15 protein-coding genes are annotated in these 19,441 nt (G+C 61.2%); 8 read left to right on the top strand and 7 right to left on the bottom strand.

The window, feature by feature from the left end; all coding sequences use genetic code 11:
• Positions 1 to 156: 156 nt before the first annotated feature.
• Positions 157 to 2,226 carry a sodium-translocating pyrophosphatase gene (locus tag GJT30_11070; protein ID MSM40149.1) on the top strand — a complete coding sequence of 690 codons (2,070 nt, stop codon included), beginning with the start codon at positions 157 to 159 and terminating at the stop codon, positions 2,224 to 2,226.
• Between the two features lie 135 nt (positions 2,227 to 2,361).
• Entirely contained in the window at positions 2,362 to 2,559 is a 198-nt protein-coding gene (locus GJT30_11065; GenBank protein ID MSM40148.1) for a zinc ribbon domain-containing protein, read from the top strand.
• Positions 2,560 to 2,609: 50 nt separating this feature from the next.
• Here the strand turns inward: GJT30_11065 and hypE are convergent, their stop codons facing one another.
• From hypE to hypA, 6 genes are all read right to left on the bottom strand, one after another.
• Entirely contained in the window at positions 2,610 to 3,623 is a 1,014-nt protein-coding gene (gene hypE / locus GJT30_11060) for a hydrogenase expression/formation protein HypE (protein ID MSM40147.1), read from the bottom strand.
• A 382-nt stretch (positions 3,624 to 4,005) separates the two neighbouring features.
• Complete coding sequence (hypD, locus tag GJT30_11055) at positions 4,006 to 5,097, bottom strand: hydrogenase formation protein HypD (protein ID MSM40146.1); 1,092 nt, start codon at positions 5,095 to 5,097, stop codon at positions 4,006 to 4,008.
• Positions 5,094 to 5,324: a HypC/HybG/HupF family hydrogenase formation chaperone gene (gene hypC, locus GJT30_11050; protein MSM40145.1), complete on the bottom strand. Its 231-nt coding sequence runs from the start codon at positions 5,322 to 5,324 to the stop codon at positions 5,094 to 5,096. The genes hypD and hypC overlap by 4 nt, the downstream gene beginning before the upstream one ends.
• Positions 5,315 to 7,606: a carbamoyltransferase HypF gene (hypF, locus tag GJT30_11045; protein MSM40144.1), complete on the bottom strand. Its 2,292-nt coding sequence runs from the start codon at positions 7,604 to 7,606 to the stop codon at positions 5,315 to 5,317. The genes hypC and hypF overlap by 10 nt, the downstream gene beginning before the upstream one ends.
• Positions 7,607 to 7,613: 7 nt before the next feature.
• Complete coding sequence (hypB, locus tag GJT30_11040; protein ID MSM40143.1) at positions 7,614 to 8,462, bottom strand: hydrogenase nickel incorporation protein HypB; 849 nt, start codon at positions 8,460 to 8,462, stop codon at positions 7,614 to 7,616.
• Between the two features lie 62 nt (positions 8,463 to 8,524).
• Positions 8,525 to 8,875 (bottom strand): hydrogenase maturation nickel metallochaperone HypA, encoded by a 351-nt coding sequence (gene hypA / locus GJT30_11035; protein MSM40142.1) that lies wholly within the window; start codon positions 8,873 to 8,875, stop codon positions 8,525 to 8,527.
• 189 nt (positions 8,876 to 9,064) lie between these two features.
• Between hypA and GJT30_11030 the strand changes: the two genes are divergently transcribed.
• The 4 genes from GJT30_11030 to GJT30_11015 all read left to right on the top strand — a co-directional run bounded on the left by GJT30_11030 (position 9,065) and on the right by GJT30_11015 (position 15,927).
• Entirely contained in the window at positions 9,065 to 10,522 is a 1,458-nt protein-coding gene (locus GJT30_11030; protein ID MSM40141.1) for a HAMP domain-containing protein, read from the top strand.
• A complete protein-coding gene (locus tag GJT30_11025) occupies positions 10,519 to 11,889 on the top strand; it encodes a response regulator (GenBank protein ID MSM40140.1) in 1,371 nt (456 codons plus the stop codon). The genes GJT30_11030 and GJT30_11025 overlap by 4 nt, the downstream gene beginning before the upstream one ends.
• A gap of 87 nt (positions 11,890 to 11,976) precedes the next feature.
• Complete coding sequence (gene glgP / locus GJT30_11020) at positions 11,977 to 14,541, top strand: alpha-glucan family phosphorylase (protein ID MSM40139.1); 2,565 nt, start codon at positions 11,977 to 11,979, stop codon at positions 14,539 to 14,541.
• Positions 14,542 to 14,685: 144 nt separating this feature from the next.
• Positions 14,686 to 15,927, top strand: coding sequence for a BamA/TamA family outer membrane protein (locus GJT30_11015; protein MSM40138.1), 1,242 nt, complete (start codon positions 14,686 to 14,688; stop codon positions 15,925 to 15,927).
• Here GJT30_11015 and GJT30_11010 read toward each other — a convergent pair.
• On the bottom strand, positions 15,910 to 16,830 hold the full coding sequence (locus GJT30_11010; protein ID MSM40137.1) for a TIGR01212 family radical SAM protein: 921 nt from the start codon (positions 16,828 to 16,830) through the stop codon (positions 15,910 to 15,912). The two genes, GJT30_11015 and GJT30_11010, sit on opposite strands and share 18 nt — an antisense overlap.
• Positions 16,831 to 17,204: 374 nt before the next feature.
• On the opposite strand from GJT30_11010, the gene GJT30_11005 reads away from it, so the two are divergent.
• The gene (locus GJT30_11005) at positions 17,205 to 17,483 is read left to right on the top strand and encodes a hypothetical protein (protein ID MSM40136.1); all 279 of its coding nucleotides are present in this window, start codon (positions 17,205 to 17,207) and stop codon (positions 17,481 to 17,483) included.
• Complete coding sequence (locus GJT30_11000; GenBank protein ID MSM40135.1) at positions 17,458 to 19,182, top strand: hypothetical protein; 1,725 nt, start codon at positions 17,458 to 17,460, stop codon at positions 19,180 to 19,182. Before GJT30_11005 ends, GJT30_11000 begins: the two co-directional genes overlap by 26 nt.
• Positions 19,183 to 19,441: the final 259 nt, after the last annotated feature.

The following is a 19,441-nucleotide window of genomic DNA, read 5'->3' as shown; positions in this document are numbered from 1 at the left end:
TATCCAGTCTTCTGCCTGCGATACAGTGTCGCCATGCCGGTTCGGACCATTTATTTCATTGACATTCAACCATTTTTTCTATAACAATTTTTCGTTTTTGTGCCGAGACACCAGCGCCTTTGAACGGGCAAACAATACAGAGGAGGATGAAACACAATGGAACAGTACGCAGTCTACTTCGCCTTGGCCTGTGCCGCCGCAGCGGTGGTTTACGGCCTGGCCTCCGCCCAGTGGATCCTGGGGCTTCCCCAGGGGAACGAGCGGATGAAACAGATCGCCGCCGCAATTCAGGAGGGGGCGGGCGCCTACATGAAGCGCCAGTATACCATTATTGCCGTTGTCGGGGTGATCATGTTCATCGCCCTGTTCGCCACACTCGGAGCCAAGACCGCCATCGGTTTCGCCATCGGCGCGCTCTTTTCGGGGCTCACCGGCTTCATCGGCATGTTCGTGTCGGTCCGCGCCAACGTCAGGACCACCGAAGCCGCCAAATCCGGCATCCATAAGGCACTGAACGTCGCCTTCAAGGGTGGCGCCATCACCGGCATGCTGGTGGTCGGCCTCGGCCTGCTGGGCGTTGCCGGATACTACCTGGTGCTGCAGAAGCTGATGCCCGAAGCCCCGGTGAAAGACGTCGTCAGCCAGCTGGTCGGTCTCGGCTTCGGCGGTTCGCTGATCTCCATCTTCGCCCGTCTCGGCGGCGGCATCTTCACCAAAGGGGCCGACGTGGGCGCCGACCTGGTGGGAAAAGTGGAAGCCGGCATTCCCGAGGACGACCCCCGCAACCCGGCGGTCATCGCCGACAACGTGGGCGACAACGTCGGCGACTGCGCCGGCATGGCAGCCGACCTCTTCGAGACCTATGCCGTTACCCTGATTGCCGCCATGCTGCTCGGCGCTATCACCTTCACCGGCAGCACCAGCGCCGTCAGCTACCCGCTGATCCTCGGCGGCATCTCCATCATCACTTCCATCATCGGCACCTACTTTGTCAAGCTGGGCGCCAGCGGCAAGATCATGCCGGCTCTCTACAAGGGGCTCATCTCCTCGGCAGTCCTGGCGTGCATCGCCTTTTATTTCGTCACTGCGCAGATGTTCCCGCAGGGGCTGACCAACGCTGCCGGTCAGACCTTCGGCGCCATGAACATTTACATCTCTGCCATTGTCGGCCTGGTGGTTACCGGGGCCATTTTCTGGATCACTGAATATTACACCGCCACTGAGTACGGGCCGGTACGCCACATCGCCGAAGCCTCCACCACCGGTCACGGCACCAACGTCATCGCCGGCCTCGGCATCTCGATGAAATCGACCGCCCTGCCGGTGATTGTCATCGCCGCCGGCATCATCGTTTCCTTCAACGCCGCCGGCGTCTATGGCATTGCCATCGCCGCCGTCTCCATGCTCTCCCTCACCGGCATCGTCGTTGCCATGGACGCCTACGGTCCGATCACCGACAACGCCGGCGGTATCGCCGAGATGGCCGAACTGGACGACTCGGTCCGCGCCGTCACCGACCCGCTGGACGCGGTCGGCAACACCACCAAGGCGGTCACCAAGGGATACGCCATCGGTTCCGCCGGCCTGGCAGCCGTGATCCTCTTCACCTCCTACGTCGACGAACTGAACCACGCGCTGCAGCTTGCCGGTAAAGAGATCATCAAGTTCGACCTCTCCGATCCGTACATCATCGTCGGCCTGTTCATCGGCGGCATGCTCCCCTACTACTTTGCCGCCCAGTGCATGGAAGCGGTCGGCAAGGCAGGCGGCGCCGTCGTCGTCGAAGTCCGCCGCCAGTTCCGCGAGATCAAGGGCATCATGGAAGGAACCGGCAAGCCGGATTACGCCTCCTGCGTCGACATCGTCACCAAGACCGCTCTGAAAGAGATGGTCATTCCCGGACTCATCCCGATCCTGGCTCCGGTCATCGTCGGTTTCACCCTCGGCCCCAAGGCCCTGGGTGGGGTCATTGTCGGCACCATCGTCACCGGCATCTTCGTCGCCATCTCCATGACCACCGGCGGTGGCGCCTGGGATAATGCCAAGAAATACATCGAAGACGGCCACTTTGGCGGCAAGGGGGGCGACGCCCACAAGGCCGCCGTTACCGGCGACACCGTCGGCGACCCCTACAAGGACACTGCCGGCCCGGCCGTCAACCCGATGATCAAGATCATCAACATCGTCTCCCTCCTCATCGTGCCGCTGATCAGCAAGTTGGGCTAGGAGCGTTCCACAGGAACGGAAAAGGGCGGTGCCATGCGGCATCGCCCTTTTTTATGCTCAGGTCGATCTTCAATCTTGCACTGCTGAAAATATATATGATAAGTTGAATATATTCCCAACCGAGGAGGTCAACAGATGCCTATCTATGAATATCTCTGCAGCAGTTGCGGCGAGGCCTTTTCCAAACTGCAACGGATGGGGGCCGGCGACGAAGGAGTCGTTTGCCCGGCCTGCGGCTCCGCAGAAGTGAAGCGCCAGATATCCTCCTGCGCCATCGGCGGCGGCAGCAGTTCATTTGCGGCAGGTCCCTCCTGCAGCATGGGCGGTGGCTGAGGCCCGCATCGCTGAACCGTGCGTTCAGTCCACACGAACAGAAGTTTTCTTCAGCAGATCCTCGGCAACTGCTCCCCGGCCAGCATCTCCACTCCCCGCAGACCCCCCACGGCCGTCCGGATCTGCACCCGGCCGCTGCCGCCGGCAGTCACCTCGCCGATAACGGCGGCGCTCTGCCCCAGCGGATGCCTGCGCATCCGCGCCAGCACCGCCTCGGCAAGTTCCGGTGCAACCAGAGCCAACAGCTTCCCTTCGTTTGCCACATAGAGCGGGTCGAGCCCGAGAATGGCGCAGACCCCCTTCACCGCCTGGTCCAGCGGCAGGGCTGCCTCGTCGAGGGTCAGGGTGACGTCCGACTGGAGTGCGATCTCCTTGAGGGTGGTCGCCACGCCGCCCCGGGTCGGGTCGCGCAGCACGCGGACTCCATCCTTCCCCACCTCCAGAATCTCGGCCACCAAGCCGTTCAGAGCGGCACAGTCGCTCAGGATCTCGGTGGAGAGCTGCAGCCCCTCCCGGCTGGCCATGACGGCGATTCCGTGATCGCCGATGGTACCGCTGACGATGATCTTGTCGCCGGGACGGGCATTGCTGCCGCTCAGCACCACCCCTTGGTCGCAGACACCGACCCCGGCGGTATTGATGAATATCTTGTCCGCCTTCCCCCGCGGCACCACCTTGGTATCGCCGGTGACGATCCGCACGCCGGCGGCATCCGCGGCGCTCCGCATGCCGTCGACGATCCGCGCCAGGTCCGCCCTGCTGAACCCCTCCTCGATGATCAGGCCGCAGCTCAGAAAGAGCGGCCGCGCCCCGACCATGGCCAGGTCGTTGACCGTGCCGTTCACCGCCAGGGTACCGATATGGCCGCCGGGGAAAAAGATCGGGTCGACCACATAGGAATCGGTGGTAAAGGCAAGCCGCTGGCCGTTCAGTTCCACCACCGCCGCATCGTCCTGTCCCGCCAGGGGGGTGCCGGAAAGCGCGGGGATGACCAAATCGGAGAGCAGCTTGTGCGAGAGCACCCCGCCGCTGCCGTGGCCGAGAAGAATTAAATCGTTGTCCACTGTTCCTCCTCTGACAGGTTGTTGAAAAACAGCCATCTCGCCGCCGTCCTCGAAAAGCCACCTTGTGCGGCGTAGCGCTGTTTATGCCCTATGGGTACTACGCCTCCGCGGGGCTTTCTGCGGGTGCAACGATCTGACCGTTTTTGAACAACCTGAGTTTTTCAACAACCTGCGACTCCGGCAAACGTCCATCTGCGGCGTTGCGGTTCGTCGCGCGATGCATCTGAAGCGTTATCCGAAGCCGACTGGTTTTTTCACTACATGGGAACGTCGATTTTTTGTTCCGGCAAGGCTGTCGAGGGATTGCGCGGAGGCGTAGCAGCGCTACGCCGCACAAGCGGTCCCGAAGACTTACGCAGCCGGAGCGGAAAAGCGGCGTTCCCTACCTCCCGTACTTGTAGGCTGCGGCACATGTCCCCTCCGTCGACACCATACACGCCCCCACCGGGGCATCGGCAGTGCAGACCGTGGCGAACAGCGGGCAGTCGAACGGGGTGATCTTCCCCTTCAGCACATCGCCGCAGCGGCACCCGGCAGGCTCGCACGACGGCTCGACCGTAAGCGCCAGGGACTGCTCCACGTCGAACGCGGCAAACTCCTCCCTGATCCTGAGCCCACTGCCGGGGATGGTCCCCAGGCCACGCCACTCGGCATCGCACGGGGTGAAGACCTGATCGAGGATCTCCCGCGCCTTCCGGTTCCCTTCCGGCTTCACGGCCCGCCGGTACTGGATCTCCACCCGGCTCTCCCCCTTTGCCACCTGTCCGGCAAGCATCAGCACCCCCTGGAGGACGTCGGCCGGCTCGAAACCGGTAATCACGCAGGGGCGCCCGAACTCCTCGGCCAGGGGCAGGTAGGCATCGGCGCCGATGATGGTGCTGACATGGGCCGGGCAGATGAAGCCGTCGATGGCCAGCTCCGGATCGGCGGCCAGCGCCTGCATCGGCGTCGGCATGGTCTTGTGGGCCGAGAGCACCAGGAAGTTGGCCAGCCCGGCCGTGCGGGCCGCCAGGATACTGCCGGCAATGGTCGGCGCCGTGGTCTCGAAACCGACGCCGAGAAAGACCACCCGGCGGTCGGGGTTGGCAGAGGCGATCTTCACCGCATCCAGCGGCGAGTAAACGATCCTGATGTCAGCTCCCCTGGCCCGCTCTTCCATCAGCGACGACGTCGAACCGGGGACCCGGAGCATGTCGCCGAAGGTGGCGACGATGGTGTCCGGCAGGCGGCAGCAGGCAATGGCCTTGTCCAGGTAGGTGTTGGGGGTGACGCAGACCGGGCAGCCCGGACCGGAGATCAGCCGCACCTCCGGCGGCAGGAGCCCCCGCAGCCCGTACTGATAGATGGCCATGGTATGGGTGCCGCAGACCTCCATGAAGGTCATGGCCCGGCCGGCACCGGCCGCGCATGCGCGCAGGCGCTCGGCAAGCCCCTGCACCAGGTCGCGATCGCGGTATTCGTCCTGGTACTTCATGCCATGTCCTCGGGGTCGAACACCTCCCGCATGATGGAGAGGGTTTCCAGCGCCTCCGCCTCATCGAGACGGGTAATGGCGAACCCGGCATGGACGATGACGAAATCCCCCACCGCGACCTCCTCGTCCAGGAGCATGAGCGATGCCTCCCGCTGGACGCCGTCGATTTCCGCCACCGCGTCGGTGCCGTCGATACTGACCAGTTTCATCGGTACACCTAGACACATATTCCGTTCCTTCCTGCAATGATCGCCTGCCCCAGGGCCAGCCCCCCGTCGTTGGGGGGGACCAGCCGGTGGGTATGGACCGTGAATCCCGCTGTTTCGAGCCGGCTGCAGAGCCCCTCGGTCAAGAGCCGGTTCTGGAAGACCCCGCCGGAGAGCGCGACCCGGCCGATGCCGGTCTCATCGCGCAGCCGCCCGCAAACCGCCACAGCCGTCTCAACCAGGGCAGCATGGAAGCTCGCGGCCATATCCGCCGCTGCAACGCCACTGGCCAGGTCTTCGAGCAGCGCCGCGATCAGCGGCGCCCAGTCGACCTCCCAGAGCCCGTCCCGCGCAACGACCGGCACCGGATAGCCACGGCTCGGCCGCCCCTCCTCTGCCAGCGCCTCCAGCTCGATGGCTGCCTGCCCCTCGTAGGAGATGATCCCCCTGACCCCCAGCAGCGCGGCAACCGCATCGAACAGCCGGCCGCAGCTTGAGGTGAGCGGCGCATTGATCCTCCGCTCCAGGAGCTGCCGCATCAGCGCCCGCTCCTGATCGGAAAGCCCGCTCCACCCCTCCAGGGGGAGAGCGAATGCCGCCTCGCCGAGTGCCGCATGGCACCAGGAGAGCGCCATCCGGTAGGGCTCGCGGATCGCCGCGTCGCCGCCGGGGAGCGGGACCTGGCGGAAGCGCCCCGAGCGCCGGTAGCCGGCATAGTCGCCAACCAGGAATTCCCCCCCCCAGACCGTGCCGTCAGGCCCGAAGCCGGTGCCGTCGAATATCACCCCGATGGTCGGCCCCTCCAGCCGGTTCTCGGCCATGCAGGCGGCGAGATGGGCGTGGTGATGCTGGACCCCGACAGCCGGCAGGCCGGTCCGCTCCAGGGCGAAACGGGTGGAGAGGTAGTCCGGGTGCAGGTCATGGGCGACCAGCACCGGCGCGATCTCCAGGAGCCTTTGCAGGTGGTCGCCGGATTCGGCCAGGGATTCCAGGGTCGCCACATTCTGCAGGTCGCCGATGTGCTGGCTCATGAACGCCCGGTCGCCGCGGGTCAGGCAGCAGGCCCCCTTCAGCTCGGCCCCCACCGCCAGGACGCTCGGCTGCCCGGCGGGCAGGGTCACCGCCCGAGGGACATAGCCGCGGGAACGACGGAGAAAGAGCGGGTTGCCGCGAAAGACGCGGATCACCGAATCGTCCACCCTGGTCCTGATCCCCCGGTCGTGGATGAGAAAGGCGTCGGCAATCCCGGCCAGTTGCGCCAGGGCCTCTTCCTCCCGGTAGGCGATCGGTTCGCTGGAGCGGTTGCCGCTGGTCATGACCAGGGCCGTGAAGCGATGGTCAGCCAGGAGCAGGTGATGCACCGGGCTGGCCGGCAGCATGATCCCGAAATAGCCGCTAAGCGGCGCAACCTCCGGGGCAATGGGGGCATCCGCACGCTTGCGCAAAAGGACGATGGGGCGCTCCGGCCCTTCCAGCAGGCGGCTCTCCATGCTGTCCACAAAAGCGATGGCCGCTGCCCCGGCAACGTCCGCCACCATCATGGCCAACGGCTTGTCATTCCTCCGCTTGCGGCGCCGGAGTTCGGCAACCGCCGCGCTGTTCGCGGCATCCACGGCCAGGTGATAGCCCCCCACCCCCTTGACGGCAACGATCCGCCCCTCCGCAAGAAGGCGTGTCGTCCGGTCGATCGGATCGCCGGCCAGATCGGCGCCACCGGCATCGACCAGTCGCAGGCGCGGCCCGCAGACGGGGCAGGCCAGGGGTTGCGCATGGAAACGGCGGTCTGCCGGGTCTTCGTATTCGCTGCGGCAGTCGGGGCAGAGGGGGAAACCGGCCATGGTGGTGAGGGGCCGGTCGTAGGGGATGCCACTGATGATGGAATAGCGGGGACCGCAGTTGGTACAGGTGATGAACGGATAGCGGTAGCGCCGGTCCATTGGGTCGAAAAGCTCGCGCAGACAGTCGGTGCAGACATCGCTGTCCGGAGGAGGCTCCGCCCGCCCTTCCCCCGCGCCGCTGGCAACGATGGCAAACCCCGTGCCCCCAGCCAAGGGGATAGCGGTTGACCGTAGCGCCCCGACAACCGCCAGTGGCGGCGCCTCCTGCCGGATTCCCTCCAGGAATCCTTTGAGCGTCTCCTCCGCGCCCTCGGCTTCGAGCAGCACCCCGGCCGGCGTGTTGCAGACCCAGCCGCTCAGCCCATGGCGCTGCGCCAGACGATAGATAAATGGGCGAAACCCGACCCCCTGGACGATCCCGTCGATCTCCACCTTGATCCGTCCACTGGTCGAAACAGGCCCCATGCGAGCCTCAGCCCTTCTTTACGGCATTCCGTGTGCCTGCCACGCCGGCAGCCAACCAGGCATACCAGGCATCCATGCCGGCACCGCTCCTGGCCGAAACCTCGAAGATGGTGGCATCCGGCCTGACCCGGCGGGCCATCTCCAGGCAGCGCTCCACGGAAAACTCCACGTGGGGCAGGAGATCGACCTTGTTGAGAAGCATGACATCGGCGGCATGGAACATCTGGGGATACTTGAGCGGCTTGTCCTCCCCCTCGGTGACCGACAGCACCACGGCCTTGTGGTGTTCGCCCAGGTCGAACGAGGCAGGGCAGACCAGGTTGCCGACGTTTTCGATCAGGAGGATATCGAGCTGGTGGAGATCAAAGTGGTCCAGCGCATGGCGGACCATGTGGGCATCCAGGTGGCAGCCGGTTCCGGTGTTGATCTGCCGCACCGGCACCCCGGTGGCGGCGATCCGGACCGCATCGTTGTCGGTCTGCTGGTCCCCTTCGATGACCGCGCAACGAAACCTGCCGGCAAGGTCTTTGAGCGTCCGCTCAAGCAGGGTCGTCTTGCCGGAGCCGGGCGAGCTGACCAGGTTCAGGACAAAGATCCCGTGCTGCGCAAAGATGGCGCGGTTGGCCGCGGCAAGGCGGTCGTTGCGAGCCAGGATGTCGGTCTCGACGGTCATCCGGGCGCGCGAAACCGAGGCATCTCCTTGCTCGTGCTCATGGCCGTGCTCATGGCCATGTTCATCCCCATGCACGTGACCGTGTTCGTGGCTATGCACATGGCTGTGTACCGTGCCATCGTCATGGCGATGCTGGTGGCCGTGTTCGTGTCCTGTTGTCTCACATCCGCAGGTGATGCACATCTTTCAAGCCTCCTCAAGGGTCTCCCGCAGTCGGCCGCAACGGCCCTGCCGAGGGTAATCCGTCAGCTTCGGACCTCTTCCTCGTCCAGGTCCAGCTCTTTCACCCGCAACTCCTCGCCGGCAAGGACCTCCACCTGGTAGCCGCCGCACTCGGGACAGGGGTCGAAATAGGTACTCCGGCCGAATTCCGCGCGGCAGTCGACGCAGCGCCCCCGCCCCGGAATCCGCTGGATGACCAGCCGGGCTCCCTCCAGCAGGGTGCCGCTGGTAACGGCCGAGAAACAGAACTCCACCGATTCCGGCACAACGCCGGCAAGCTCGCCGATCTCCAGCACCACTTCCAGCACGCGACGCCCGCGGGCATGTTCCTGACAAACATCGACAATCCCCTGGGTTATGGCAAGTTCGTGCATCCCGAGTCCTCAAACAGGTGGCGATGGGAGTATATTCCCAGACAGGGTAGCAGAAATCACCCGTATACAGAAGCACTGTTTCAACGTCCGCGCACCGTCGCCGCCGTCGGTCGTACCATCCTTGTTTCCCCCCCCCTGCTCGTGTATAATCCCGGCCGACACTTCATTCATCGCCACAAGGGGCCACACGTGAAACTGAACACCAAGCTGGTTCTCATCATGCTCACCCTGCTGGTGATCGCCGTCGTCACCCTGTTCACCCTCAACCAGTACAGCCAGCACAAGCTGGTGGAGGAGATCCAGGACAGCTCCACCGCCGTCTCCGACATCCTGCAGAAAAGCGTCATGGACCTGACCTCGGAAAGCGACGAGGATACGTCGAACCTGGCAAACTATCTCAAGGAAGCCCGCCAGAAAGGTATCGACGAAATCAACATCATCAACACCGAAGGGGAGATCATCGATTCCACCGATCCCAAGAAGATCGGCAAGCAGCGTGACCTGAAGAAACTCAACAAGGAAAAAGGGCTGAAGGCCGTGCCGGGAGCCAAGGAAACTCGCGGCATCACCGGCACCATGGTGAAGCCGTTCAAGCTGGTGGTGCCGGTCATCATCGGCGACGAGCAGCTCGGATTCGTGGAGATCAACCTCCTGCTCGACAATATCCGCGAGATCCAGCACGAGAACTTTACCCGCCGCCTGGCAGCAACCTGCACGATCTTTGCAACCGGCATCTGCCTCATCATTTTTCTTGCCCGGCGCTACACGGAACCGATCCATCGGCTGGCAGAGGGGGTCAAGAAGGTTTCCGGCGGCGACCTGTCAGTCAACTTCCCGGTGGAAACCAGTGACGAGATCGGCGAACTGGCAGAGAATTTCAACGAGATGGTGGAAAAGCTCCGCGAGCGGGAATCGCTGGAAAAGAGACTCTACGAGGCAGAGCACCTCTCCCGGGTCGGCCAGCTCGCCTCGGGGATCGCCCATGAAATCCGGAACCCGCTCAACTACATCAGCCTGGCTTCCGACCATCTGAAAAGCGAGATCCTCCCCGCCTGCGGCGAGCGGCACGCCGAAGCGGAAGAGCTTTTGGAGAAGATCAAGGAGGAGGTGCGGCGGGCCAACTACATGGTGCTCAATTTCATGAACTATGGCAGGCCGTTGAAAATCCGCCCAGGCGAAGTATCATATTCAGAGCTCCTGGCTAAGGCGCTGCCGGTCATGCGCGACAAGCTGGTCGAACAGCAGATCGAACTGAAGCTGGACGTGGCGCCGGATCTCCCCCCGATGTACGTTGACGCGGAGCTGTTGCGCAATTGTCTTTTCAACTTCATCACCAATGCGGGCCAGGCAATGCCGGACGGCGGGACAGTCACGCTCGGGGCATCTTTTGACGCCGCCAGCGGCACATTCCGCCTCACCTTTGCCGACCAGGGCAATGGCATCAGGCAGGAAGACCTGGACAAGATATTCCAGCCCTATTTCACCACCAAGGAAGCCGGCATCGGGCTCGGCCTGGCCATCACCGAACGGATCATCAGGGAGCACGGCGGCTCCATCGGCGTTGAAAGCGTGGTCGGACAGGGGACAACCTTCACGGTGACCCTGCCGGGACGCGCAGCCGGGACGCATTCTGGAGAACAGGCATGACCGTATCCGGCAGGGTACTGATCGTAGACGACGAAAAAGGGCAGCGGGACATTCTCGAGGCGATCCTGACGCGGGAAGGCTATCGGACCGTATCGGTGCCGGGCGGCCGGGAGGCGCTGGAGCGCCTGGAGCGCGAGGAATACGACCTGCTCCTCACCGACCTGAAGATGCAGGGAATGTCGGGCATGGAGCTTTTGGAAGCGGTCCTTGCCCAGAACCCCCAGCAGTGCCTGATCATCATGACCGCCCACGGCACGGTGGACTCTGCCGTGGAAGCGATGAAAAAGGGGGCGTTCGACTACCTGGAGAAGCCGCTGGAACGGGAAAACCTGCTGATGACCCTGAGAAGGGCGTTCGATCACATCAAGCTGCTGCAGGAAAACACCCTGCTCCACAAGAAACTCCAGGATACGATCATCCTCCCGGACATCATCGGCGAGCATCCGAAGATCAAGGAGGTCTACCGGATCGTCAACAAGATCGCCCCGACAACATCCACCGTCCTCATCTACGGCGAGTCGGGGACCGGCAAGGAGCTGGTGGCCCGGGCCATTCACGACCTTTCGGCGCGCCGCAGCAACCCCTTCCTGGCGATCAACTGCGCCGCCATCCCCGAAACGCTCATCGAAAGCGAGCTGTTCGGTCACGAGAAGGGGTCGTTCACTGGCGCCACGGCACGGGAGATCGGCATCTTCGAGGCGGCAACCGGGGGAACGGTCTTCCTCGACGAGATCGCCGAGATGAACGTGGCAATGCAGGCAAAGCTCTTGCGCGCAATTCAGGAGAAAGAGGTCCGCCGGGTGGGGGGCAAGATCAACGTTCCGGTGGATGTCCGGATCATATCGGCCACCAACAAGGATCTGGAGGTGGAAATCCGCAAGGGGACCTTCCGCGAAGACCTCTATTACCGGCTCAACGTGATCAGGATCGGTCTGCCGCCGCTCCGGGAGCGGGGCAACGACATCGCCTCCCTGGCTGATTTCTTCATCGGGAAATACAATGCCAGCTCGGGGCTGGCCGTCAAGGGGATTGCCAAACCCGCCTTGAAGCTGCTGATGAACTACAGCTGGCCCGGCAACGTCCGCCAGCTGGAGTCGGTCATCGAGCGCGGGGTGCTGATGGCGGAAGGGGAATTGATCCAGCCCGAAGACCTCCCCGCCGAGGTCCACGGCAACGGCTCGCCGGCGGGGGATCTCCGACTGGATCTTCCGCCGCAGGGGATCTCCATGGAGCAGCTCGAACGGGAGTTGATCGTCAAGGCCATGGACCGTTCGGGATGGGTGATCGCCAAGGCCGCGCCCCTCCTCGGCATGAGCTACAAGACGTTGCAATACCGCCTGGAAAAATTCGGCATCGAAAAGCCGTGACATACCTCGTTACAGCGCAGGATACCCGGCATGCAGCGAAGAAAGCACCGGCACAGCCATTACGACCAATAACGCCCGGAGGGCACTATGGATTTCAGCTCTATGCTCCACCGTTTCACCGTGGTCCCGTCACTCACCCCGGAACTCTCCCGGCTGCAGCGGATCGCCCGCAACCTCTGGTGGACCTGGGAACCTGAAGCGCGCAGCCTCTTCAAACGGATCGACATCGAACTCTGGCACGCGGTCCGGCACAACCCGATCGAGATGCTCGGCAGCCTGCAGCAGGCAACCCTCGACAGCCTGGCGGCCGATGAAGGGTTCATGTCGACGCTGGAGCAGGTGGACGATATGCTGCAGACCTACCTCTCCAGCACCACCTGGTTCGAAAAGACCCACGGCAAGGACCACCCGCTCAAGACCGCCTACTTCTCCATGGAATTCGGCTTTCACGAGTCGGTCCCGATCTACTCGGGCGGCCTGGGCATCCTCTCCGGCGACCACCTGAAATCGGCCAGCGACCTGGGTATCCCGCTGGTCGGGATCGGGCTGCTCTACCGCCAGGGGTACTTCCGCCAGTACCTGAACATCGAAGGCTGGCAGCAGGAATACTACCCGGAAAACGACTTCTACAATCTGCCGCTCCACCTGGAACGGGACGAAAAGCGGGTACCGCTCTCGGTGGAACTGGAATTCCCCGGCCGCAAGCTCAAGGCACATATCTGGCGGCTGCAGGTGGGACGGGTGCCGCTCTACCTGCTGGATACCAACCTGGAGGAAAACTCGCCCGAGGACCGGGAGATCACGGCCCAGCTCTACGGCGGCGACCAGGAGATGCGGATCCGCCAGGAGATCCTGCTCGGCATCGGCGGCATCCGGGCGCTCAGGCTCCTGGGCATTGAACCGAACGTCTGCCACATGAACGAAGGGCACTCCGCGTTCCTGGCACTGGAGCGGATCAGGCTCCTGATGGCGGAACAGGGGGTCTCCTTCCGCGAAGCACATGAAGTAGTCAGGGCGGGCACGGTCTTCACCACCCACACCCCGGTGGAGGCGGGGATCGACCACTTCCCCCCCGACCTCCTGGAAAAATACCTCGGGAAATACTACCGCGGCCTGGGGATCTCCCGCGACGAATTCCTCGGCCTGGGGCGCCAGAACCCCAGCAACCACCACGAATCGTTCTGCATGGCAGTGCTCGCCCTCAAGCTCGCGGCCCACTCCAATGGCGTCAGCGAGCTGCACGGCGAGGTTTCGCGGCAGATGTGGAAGAACCTCTGGCCCGAGCTCCCCGAAGAGCACCTCCCCCTTTCCTCCATCACCAACGGGGTCCATGCCAAGACCTGGCTCTCCCTGGACATGGCAAGCCTTCTGACCCGCTACCTCGGCACCCGCTGGCTCGACGAGCCGACCAACCAGGCGGTCTGGCGGCGCGTATCCCGCATCCCGGACGCCGAATTCTGGCGGGTGCACGAGCGGTGCCGCGAACGGCTGGTCGGCTTTGCCCGGGAACGGCTGAAAGCTCAGCTCGCCCAGGTGGGGGCAACCCCCAAGGAGATAGAATCCTCCGAAGAGGTACTCGATCCGGAAACCCTCACCATCGGCTTTGCCCGCCGCTTCGCCACCTACAAGCGGGGCACGCTGCTTTTGCGCGATCCGGAGCGGCTTGCCCGCATCCTCAACAACGCCGGCCGGCCGGTGCAGATCATCTTTGCCGGCAAGGCCCACCCCCACGATCACGAAGGCAAGGAGCTGATCCGCCAGATCGTCCAGTTCTCCAAGGAGGAACCGTTCCGCCACCGGATCGTCTTCATCGAGGACTACGACATGTCCGTGGCGCGCCACCTGGTGCAGGGGGTCGACGTCTGGCTCAACACCCCGCGGCGGCCGCTTGAGGCCAGCGGGACCAGCGGCATGAAGGTCGCCTTCAACGGCGGCCTCAACATGAGCGTCCTGGACGGCTGGTGGTGCGAGGGGTACCGGGGGAACAACGGCTGGGCCATCGGCAAGGGTGAGGTCTACAAGGACATCGAGCACCAGAACGAGGTGGAGAGCCGCGCCATGTACGACCTGCTGGAAAAGGAGATCGTTCCGCTCTTCTACGACCGCGTCGGCGAAGGGATCCCCCGCGGCTGGATCGGCTGGATGAAGAATTCCATGCAGTCGCTCTGCCCCTTCTTCAGCACCGACCGGATGCTGCAGGAGTACTCGGAGCGCTTCTACATCCATTCCTTCGAGCACTGGCAACGGCTCGCCCAGGATAACCTCCGGCTGGCAACCGACCTGGCCCGCTGGAAAGGCCAGATGAGAAACCTCTGGGGGAAGGTCCGCATCGACAGCGTCGAATGCGACGGCACCGACGAGGTGGCCAGCGGCTCCCGCCTGACCGCCGCGGCACGGGTCTTTCTGGGCGAGATCCCGCTGGACGAGGTCTCGGTGGAGGCCTACTTCGGGGTCCTCGATTCGCGGGGGAACATCGTCGGTGGGGAATTGATCCCCTTCACGCCCGGAGAAGAACAGGGGAACGGGATCTACCGCTTCGAGGGGACCATGGAGTGCCGTTTTTCAGGGCGCCACGGCTTTCTGATCCGCGTTATACCCCGGCACCCTGAGCTCGGGCCGATCTACGAACCGGGAATGCTCCGCTGGGGCTGATGGGCAGAGGGTCTCATGGCCCGTAAAAGGATCGCGCCGCCGGGGAGACCCGGCAGCGCCCCGGGAAAAATTGCTTTGACAGAACTCCACCGATCAGGCTATTAAACGTTTCCGGACTATGCTATCAATCCGTGAACTCGTTCTATGCGCCCTCTCTCGTATCTACTCATCATGCTCTGCGCCATGCTCACCGCCTGCACCACCATGGTGCCGCGTGACCGGCTCCCCTACCCTCTGGCCACCAGCGAATCCCCGGAGGAAGTGAAGACCGTCGTCGTCCCCCTTCCGGTGATCGCATCGAGCCCCAACGAGGGGATCACCGGCGGCGCGCTCACCGCCTTCCTCCTGCACAACAACAAGGACGAGATCAACGCGCTGGTCGCCCCCCAGGTCAACTTCAACAAGAACTTCGGGGTGACCACCTCGCTCTACGGCGCTTTCTACCCGACCACCACCAGCAGTTGGGAGATCAACCTCTCCCAATCCACCAAGGTGAACAACGATTACGAGGCCCGTCTCATCGACAAGACCCTCCTGGCGGGAAAGCTGGAACTGAACGCCTTTGCCTATCACCTGACCGACGGCTCCGCCCGCTTCTTCGGCTTCCAGTCGGACAGCCGTACCGCGGACGAAACCAACTATGCAGATCAGGAGAGCGGCTTTACCCTGACGGCCAGCTACAATTTCTGGCGGCACATCAGCCTGCTGGTGGGGGAACGCTTCAGGTCCGTCAACATCGAGCGAGGAGCGGTCACCAGCGTCCCGTTCATCCGCGATCTCTTCAGTCCCGCGCTGGTTCCGGGCTTGGACGGCTTCTCCGCCCACGCCCAGAAGTTCGGCTTTGTCTACAGCACCCTGGATACTGCCATCGCCCCGACCTTCGGCGGCTATGCGCGGGTCTCGGTCGAACTCAGCTCACGGGCCATGGGGAGCAGCGCCAGCTACCAGCACTACGAGGCTGAGGCAAAAGGGTTCATCCCGCTGGACCACGCCCGCTACGTCTCGGTCTTCCGCCTGGCCTACAACCAGACCCTGGGCAATGGTGTGCCGTTCCTGGAGCGGAGTATCCTCGGGGGTGAATCGACCCTGCGTGGCTATGGCCGCAACCGCTTCATCGACTCAAGCTATTTTCTTTGCAACCTGGAGGAGAGGATCAGGCTGTTCCGCTGGGAGGTCTTCGACGTTACGGCCGACTGGGAAGTGGCACCGTTCATCGACCTGGGAGCGGTCTTCGAGCGGCTCGACATGGCAAGCTCCAGGAACTTCGAGTTCAACCCCGGCATCGGTTTCCGGGCGGTGGTCAGGCCGAACATCGTCGGCAGGGTGGATATCGGCATCGGCAGGGATGGGCCGGCAGTGTTTGTGGGCTTAGGACATCCTTTTTAACATAAACCCCTGGCGGGTGCCGCGGCGCTCCAGTTCCCGCTCGATGGCATTGAGGATATCGAACTTGGCCGTGCCCCAGCGGGGCGCCACCAGGTTGAGGCCGCCGTCCCCCACCAGCCGCATCACCAGCACCTTGGGATCGAGCCGTTCCAGGAAATCGCAGACGATCCCCACGTAGTCGTCCCGCTCCATCAGGGTCAGCTCCCCCTGCCGGTACCGCTCTTCCAGCACAGTTCCCTTCATCACATGCAGGTGGTGCAGCTTCACCCCGCCGATGCCGAGCCCGTTCAAGAGCTCCGCCGTCTGCAGCATCTCCTCCCGCGTCTCCCCCGGCAGACCGAAGATCAGGTGGGCGCAGACGGCAATCCCCCGCTCCCGGCAGTGGTGAGCCGCCTCCACGAAGCAGGCGACGTCGTGGCCGCGGTTGACCGCCGCCAGAGTCCGGTCCACCGACGACTGCAGCCCCAGCTCCAGCAGCAGGTAGGTCTTTCGGGCATATTCGGCCAAGAGGTCCAGCACCTCGGGCGGCAGGCAGTCGGGCCGGGTGCCGATGATAAGCCCCACCACGTCCGGCACCGCCAGAGCCTCGTCATACAGCGCCCGCAGCCGCTCCACCGGCGCATAGGTATTGGAGAACGCCTGGAAATAGGCGAGGAACTTCCGTGCCCCGTACTTCCTGACCATCACCCCCTTGCCGTGCTCCAGCTGTTCGGTCACCGAAAGCCCGCGCACGATCCCCTTGGCGCCGGAGCCGTTGCCGCCGCAGAAGCTGCAGCCGCCGACGCCGACGCTGCCGTCGCGGTTCGGGCAGGTAAAGCCCGCATCCACCGAGATCCGCTGCACCCGGCAACCGAACAGCCGCCGCAGCTCGGCAGAGAAGGTGTTGTATCGCTTTTCAGCCATAGCGCTACCATATCCCAGCCCGCCGCCGATGACAACCCCTTCGCACCCGGCCGCATTGTCCACCCATGCACAAAGCACAAAAATCTCGCAGGTATCGTTACTTACCCGCTTGACACAACAGCCGTCCGGCGATACTTTAGGCCTTGCTCATAAAGATGAAGAATGAAGAAAACCTTTATCGGTGCTGTCACAACGAATCAGCGAATTATCAGAACATCAAATTGATAAATTCATGGCAGACATTGATCCTCCAGGCGCTCATATCAGTCAGTTGAAGCGCATGGGAAAATGCTTTCCTGGGCGGCACGTGAAGGTGATGTAAGTGCTGTAACGGTTGCAATAACGTACCGCTGCTGCATGTGAAAGAGGTTTGGGTGAAATCTCGGCTGAACCTGAAATCGGGGCAGAAGGGCACCAAGGCACTTGTGGAGCGGTACGGCGAATCTCTGCTGTACGTGCGCTACCGCTACGATGAGGCCCGCGGCACCGAGTTGGAAGGGCGGATGATGACCGATGCGGTCAAAGAAGGAAGAATCATTGAACGGTGCAAAGCGGTTAAATATAAATATCTAAAGGGCGTCCCCTACTACTCCCTTATACATCATAAAACTCAAAGGAGAATCAGTTTTGAATATTCCAAGGACGATTGGTGATGTGATCGAATTAATTACACGAGGGAAAATTCAAGAGCATCTAAACAGAAATGTAGAGCTAAAATCATCGTGGAAAGAAGAGCATGGCCATAAGATAAGCTCGCTAGGGAATAAGCTCGACATTGAATGTGCTTGGCTCATTTTGGGAATAGATGATAAAGGAAATCTCCTCGCTAAAGACGATTCTTGGGCAAAATCCACTGAAGAAACCGTGTCACAACACATTAACAATAAACTCGATCCAATTCAAGCATGTAAAGGAATTCAGGCATGCGAGATAAATGGTGCCTTTATACTTATTTTAGAGCTAAGAAATCCTGGGGACGTTGTGTACTGGGGAGAAAATGCATATGGTGCTGCAGGAACAACTGTATCAAGGCTTGCTCCTGAACAAATTCTTGAATTGAGGCTAAAATTGCCAGGTTTGACTGATTTTACAAGACAGTCTGTCAGCAGCATATACAACCCGCGACTCGTAGACTTGTTCACACAAAGAGTACGAACTGCTGGCCACTACCTTGAGCAAGGACTTTCAATGGCAATCCTAGACACCCTAGGACTAAAAGGCACCCAAGCAGCAAGAATATTATTTGGAGACTGTAGGTTTAGAGTCGTAAAGTACGATACAAGCGGAGATCCGCTATCCAATGAAAGCATTTCCGGATTATATACGCTGTTAACTGAAGAGTTCCAAGAATCTTTGCAACATTGGCCATCAGTGAGGCCGGGAAAATCTTCTCATCCATATCCCAAGAAAGCTCTTCAGGAAGCACTTGCAAATGCAGTTGCGCACGCTGCTTATTTTGAACAAGGCGGAGATATAATTATAGAGGTTCATCCGAATTTTATAATAATTAGCAACCTTTGTATAAGAGAATCAAACTACTTTGCAAACAGATGGTTTTCCCGTGCGCATAAGACTGTTAACTCATATATGATGGAAATTTTGCGTGTTGCTAAGCATGTTGATGAACTCGGCCGGGGCAAGAATCTCATCTTTTCAGAATCTATAACACATGGCAAGAAACCACCAAATGTGAATATTCAAGGAGCAGGAAGGTACTTCAGATGGGCACTTACATTGAATGGGAATACGACTGATGCAAGGCAACTTCGTGTATTCAAAGGCATCAAAGATCACTATGGCGCATCGCCAAAAGCTCTCATTGCACAAGCTCTTGTTCTATGGTGCAGCAAAAAAGTCAGCGAAATAAGAAATTACGTCGATGATACTTTTTCCGACCTTTTCGCAGAGGTTTTATCAGACCTAGATGGCCCATTTTTCTATAGTGAGAATGAAGACAAGATAGTATTGCACCGGTGGGTGCGAGTAATGTTGGAGGAAGGAAAGGACGCAAAGCAACTAACTCCAGCTGAAGAGAGGAATGAACTCTCTTTCCTTCGTAGATATTGCCATAAATATGAGAATGGTTACATTACGCCTAAATTATTGCGCAAAATTATTCACCTAGGCGACAATCCTTCTGCCAAATCTTATGCTAGCCGACTATTATCAAAATGGGTTAGCGAGGGTCATATTACTAGATCCAAGCCAGGTCTTTATAAATTTAATCCTGACAGCAACCAGATAGCAGTCGATCTAAAAGAAATTATCAAAAAAATCTTCACCAATACCGCCATAGAAGAGATTAAGGTGGAGTACGAAGCAACATTGCCTCTGTTCCCATCGGGAGGCTAAAAGGGTCACGCCAAAGGGGTCAGGTCACGCCAAAGGGTAGAGTAGAGAGCAGGTATCACACCCTGCCCTCCCTCATCAAACCGGGGCAGAGTTCCGGGGAGAGTTCCGGGGAGAGTTCCGGGGAGAGTTCCGGGGAGAGTTCCGGGGAGTTCCGGGGACAGTATATTTAATTGACAGGGAGAGTTCCGAGTTCCGGGGAGTTCCGGGGACATCCATGATAAGTAAAGTCAAGGGGAAAACGGAGATTTCCCATAACTTC

The sequence above is a fragment of the Geobacter sp. genome, from assembly GCA_009684525.1.
Classification (GTDB): Bacteria; Desulfobacterota; Desulfuromonadia; order Geobacterales; family DSM-12255; genus Geoanaerobacter.
This window is presented reverse-complemented; position numbering and strand designations above follow the sequence as displayed.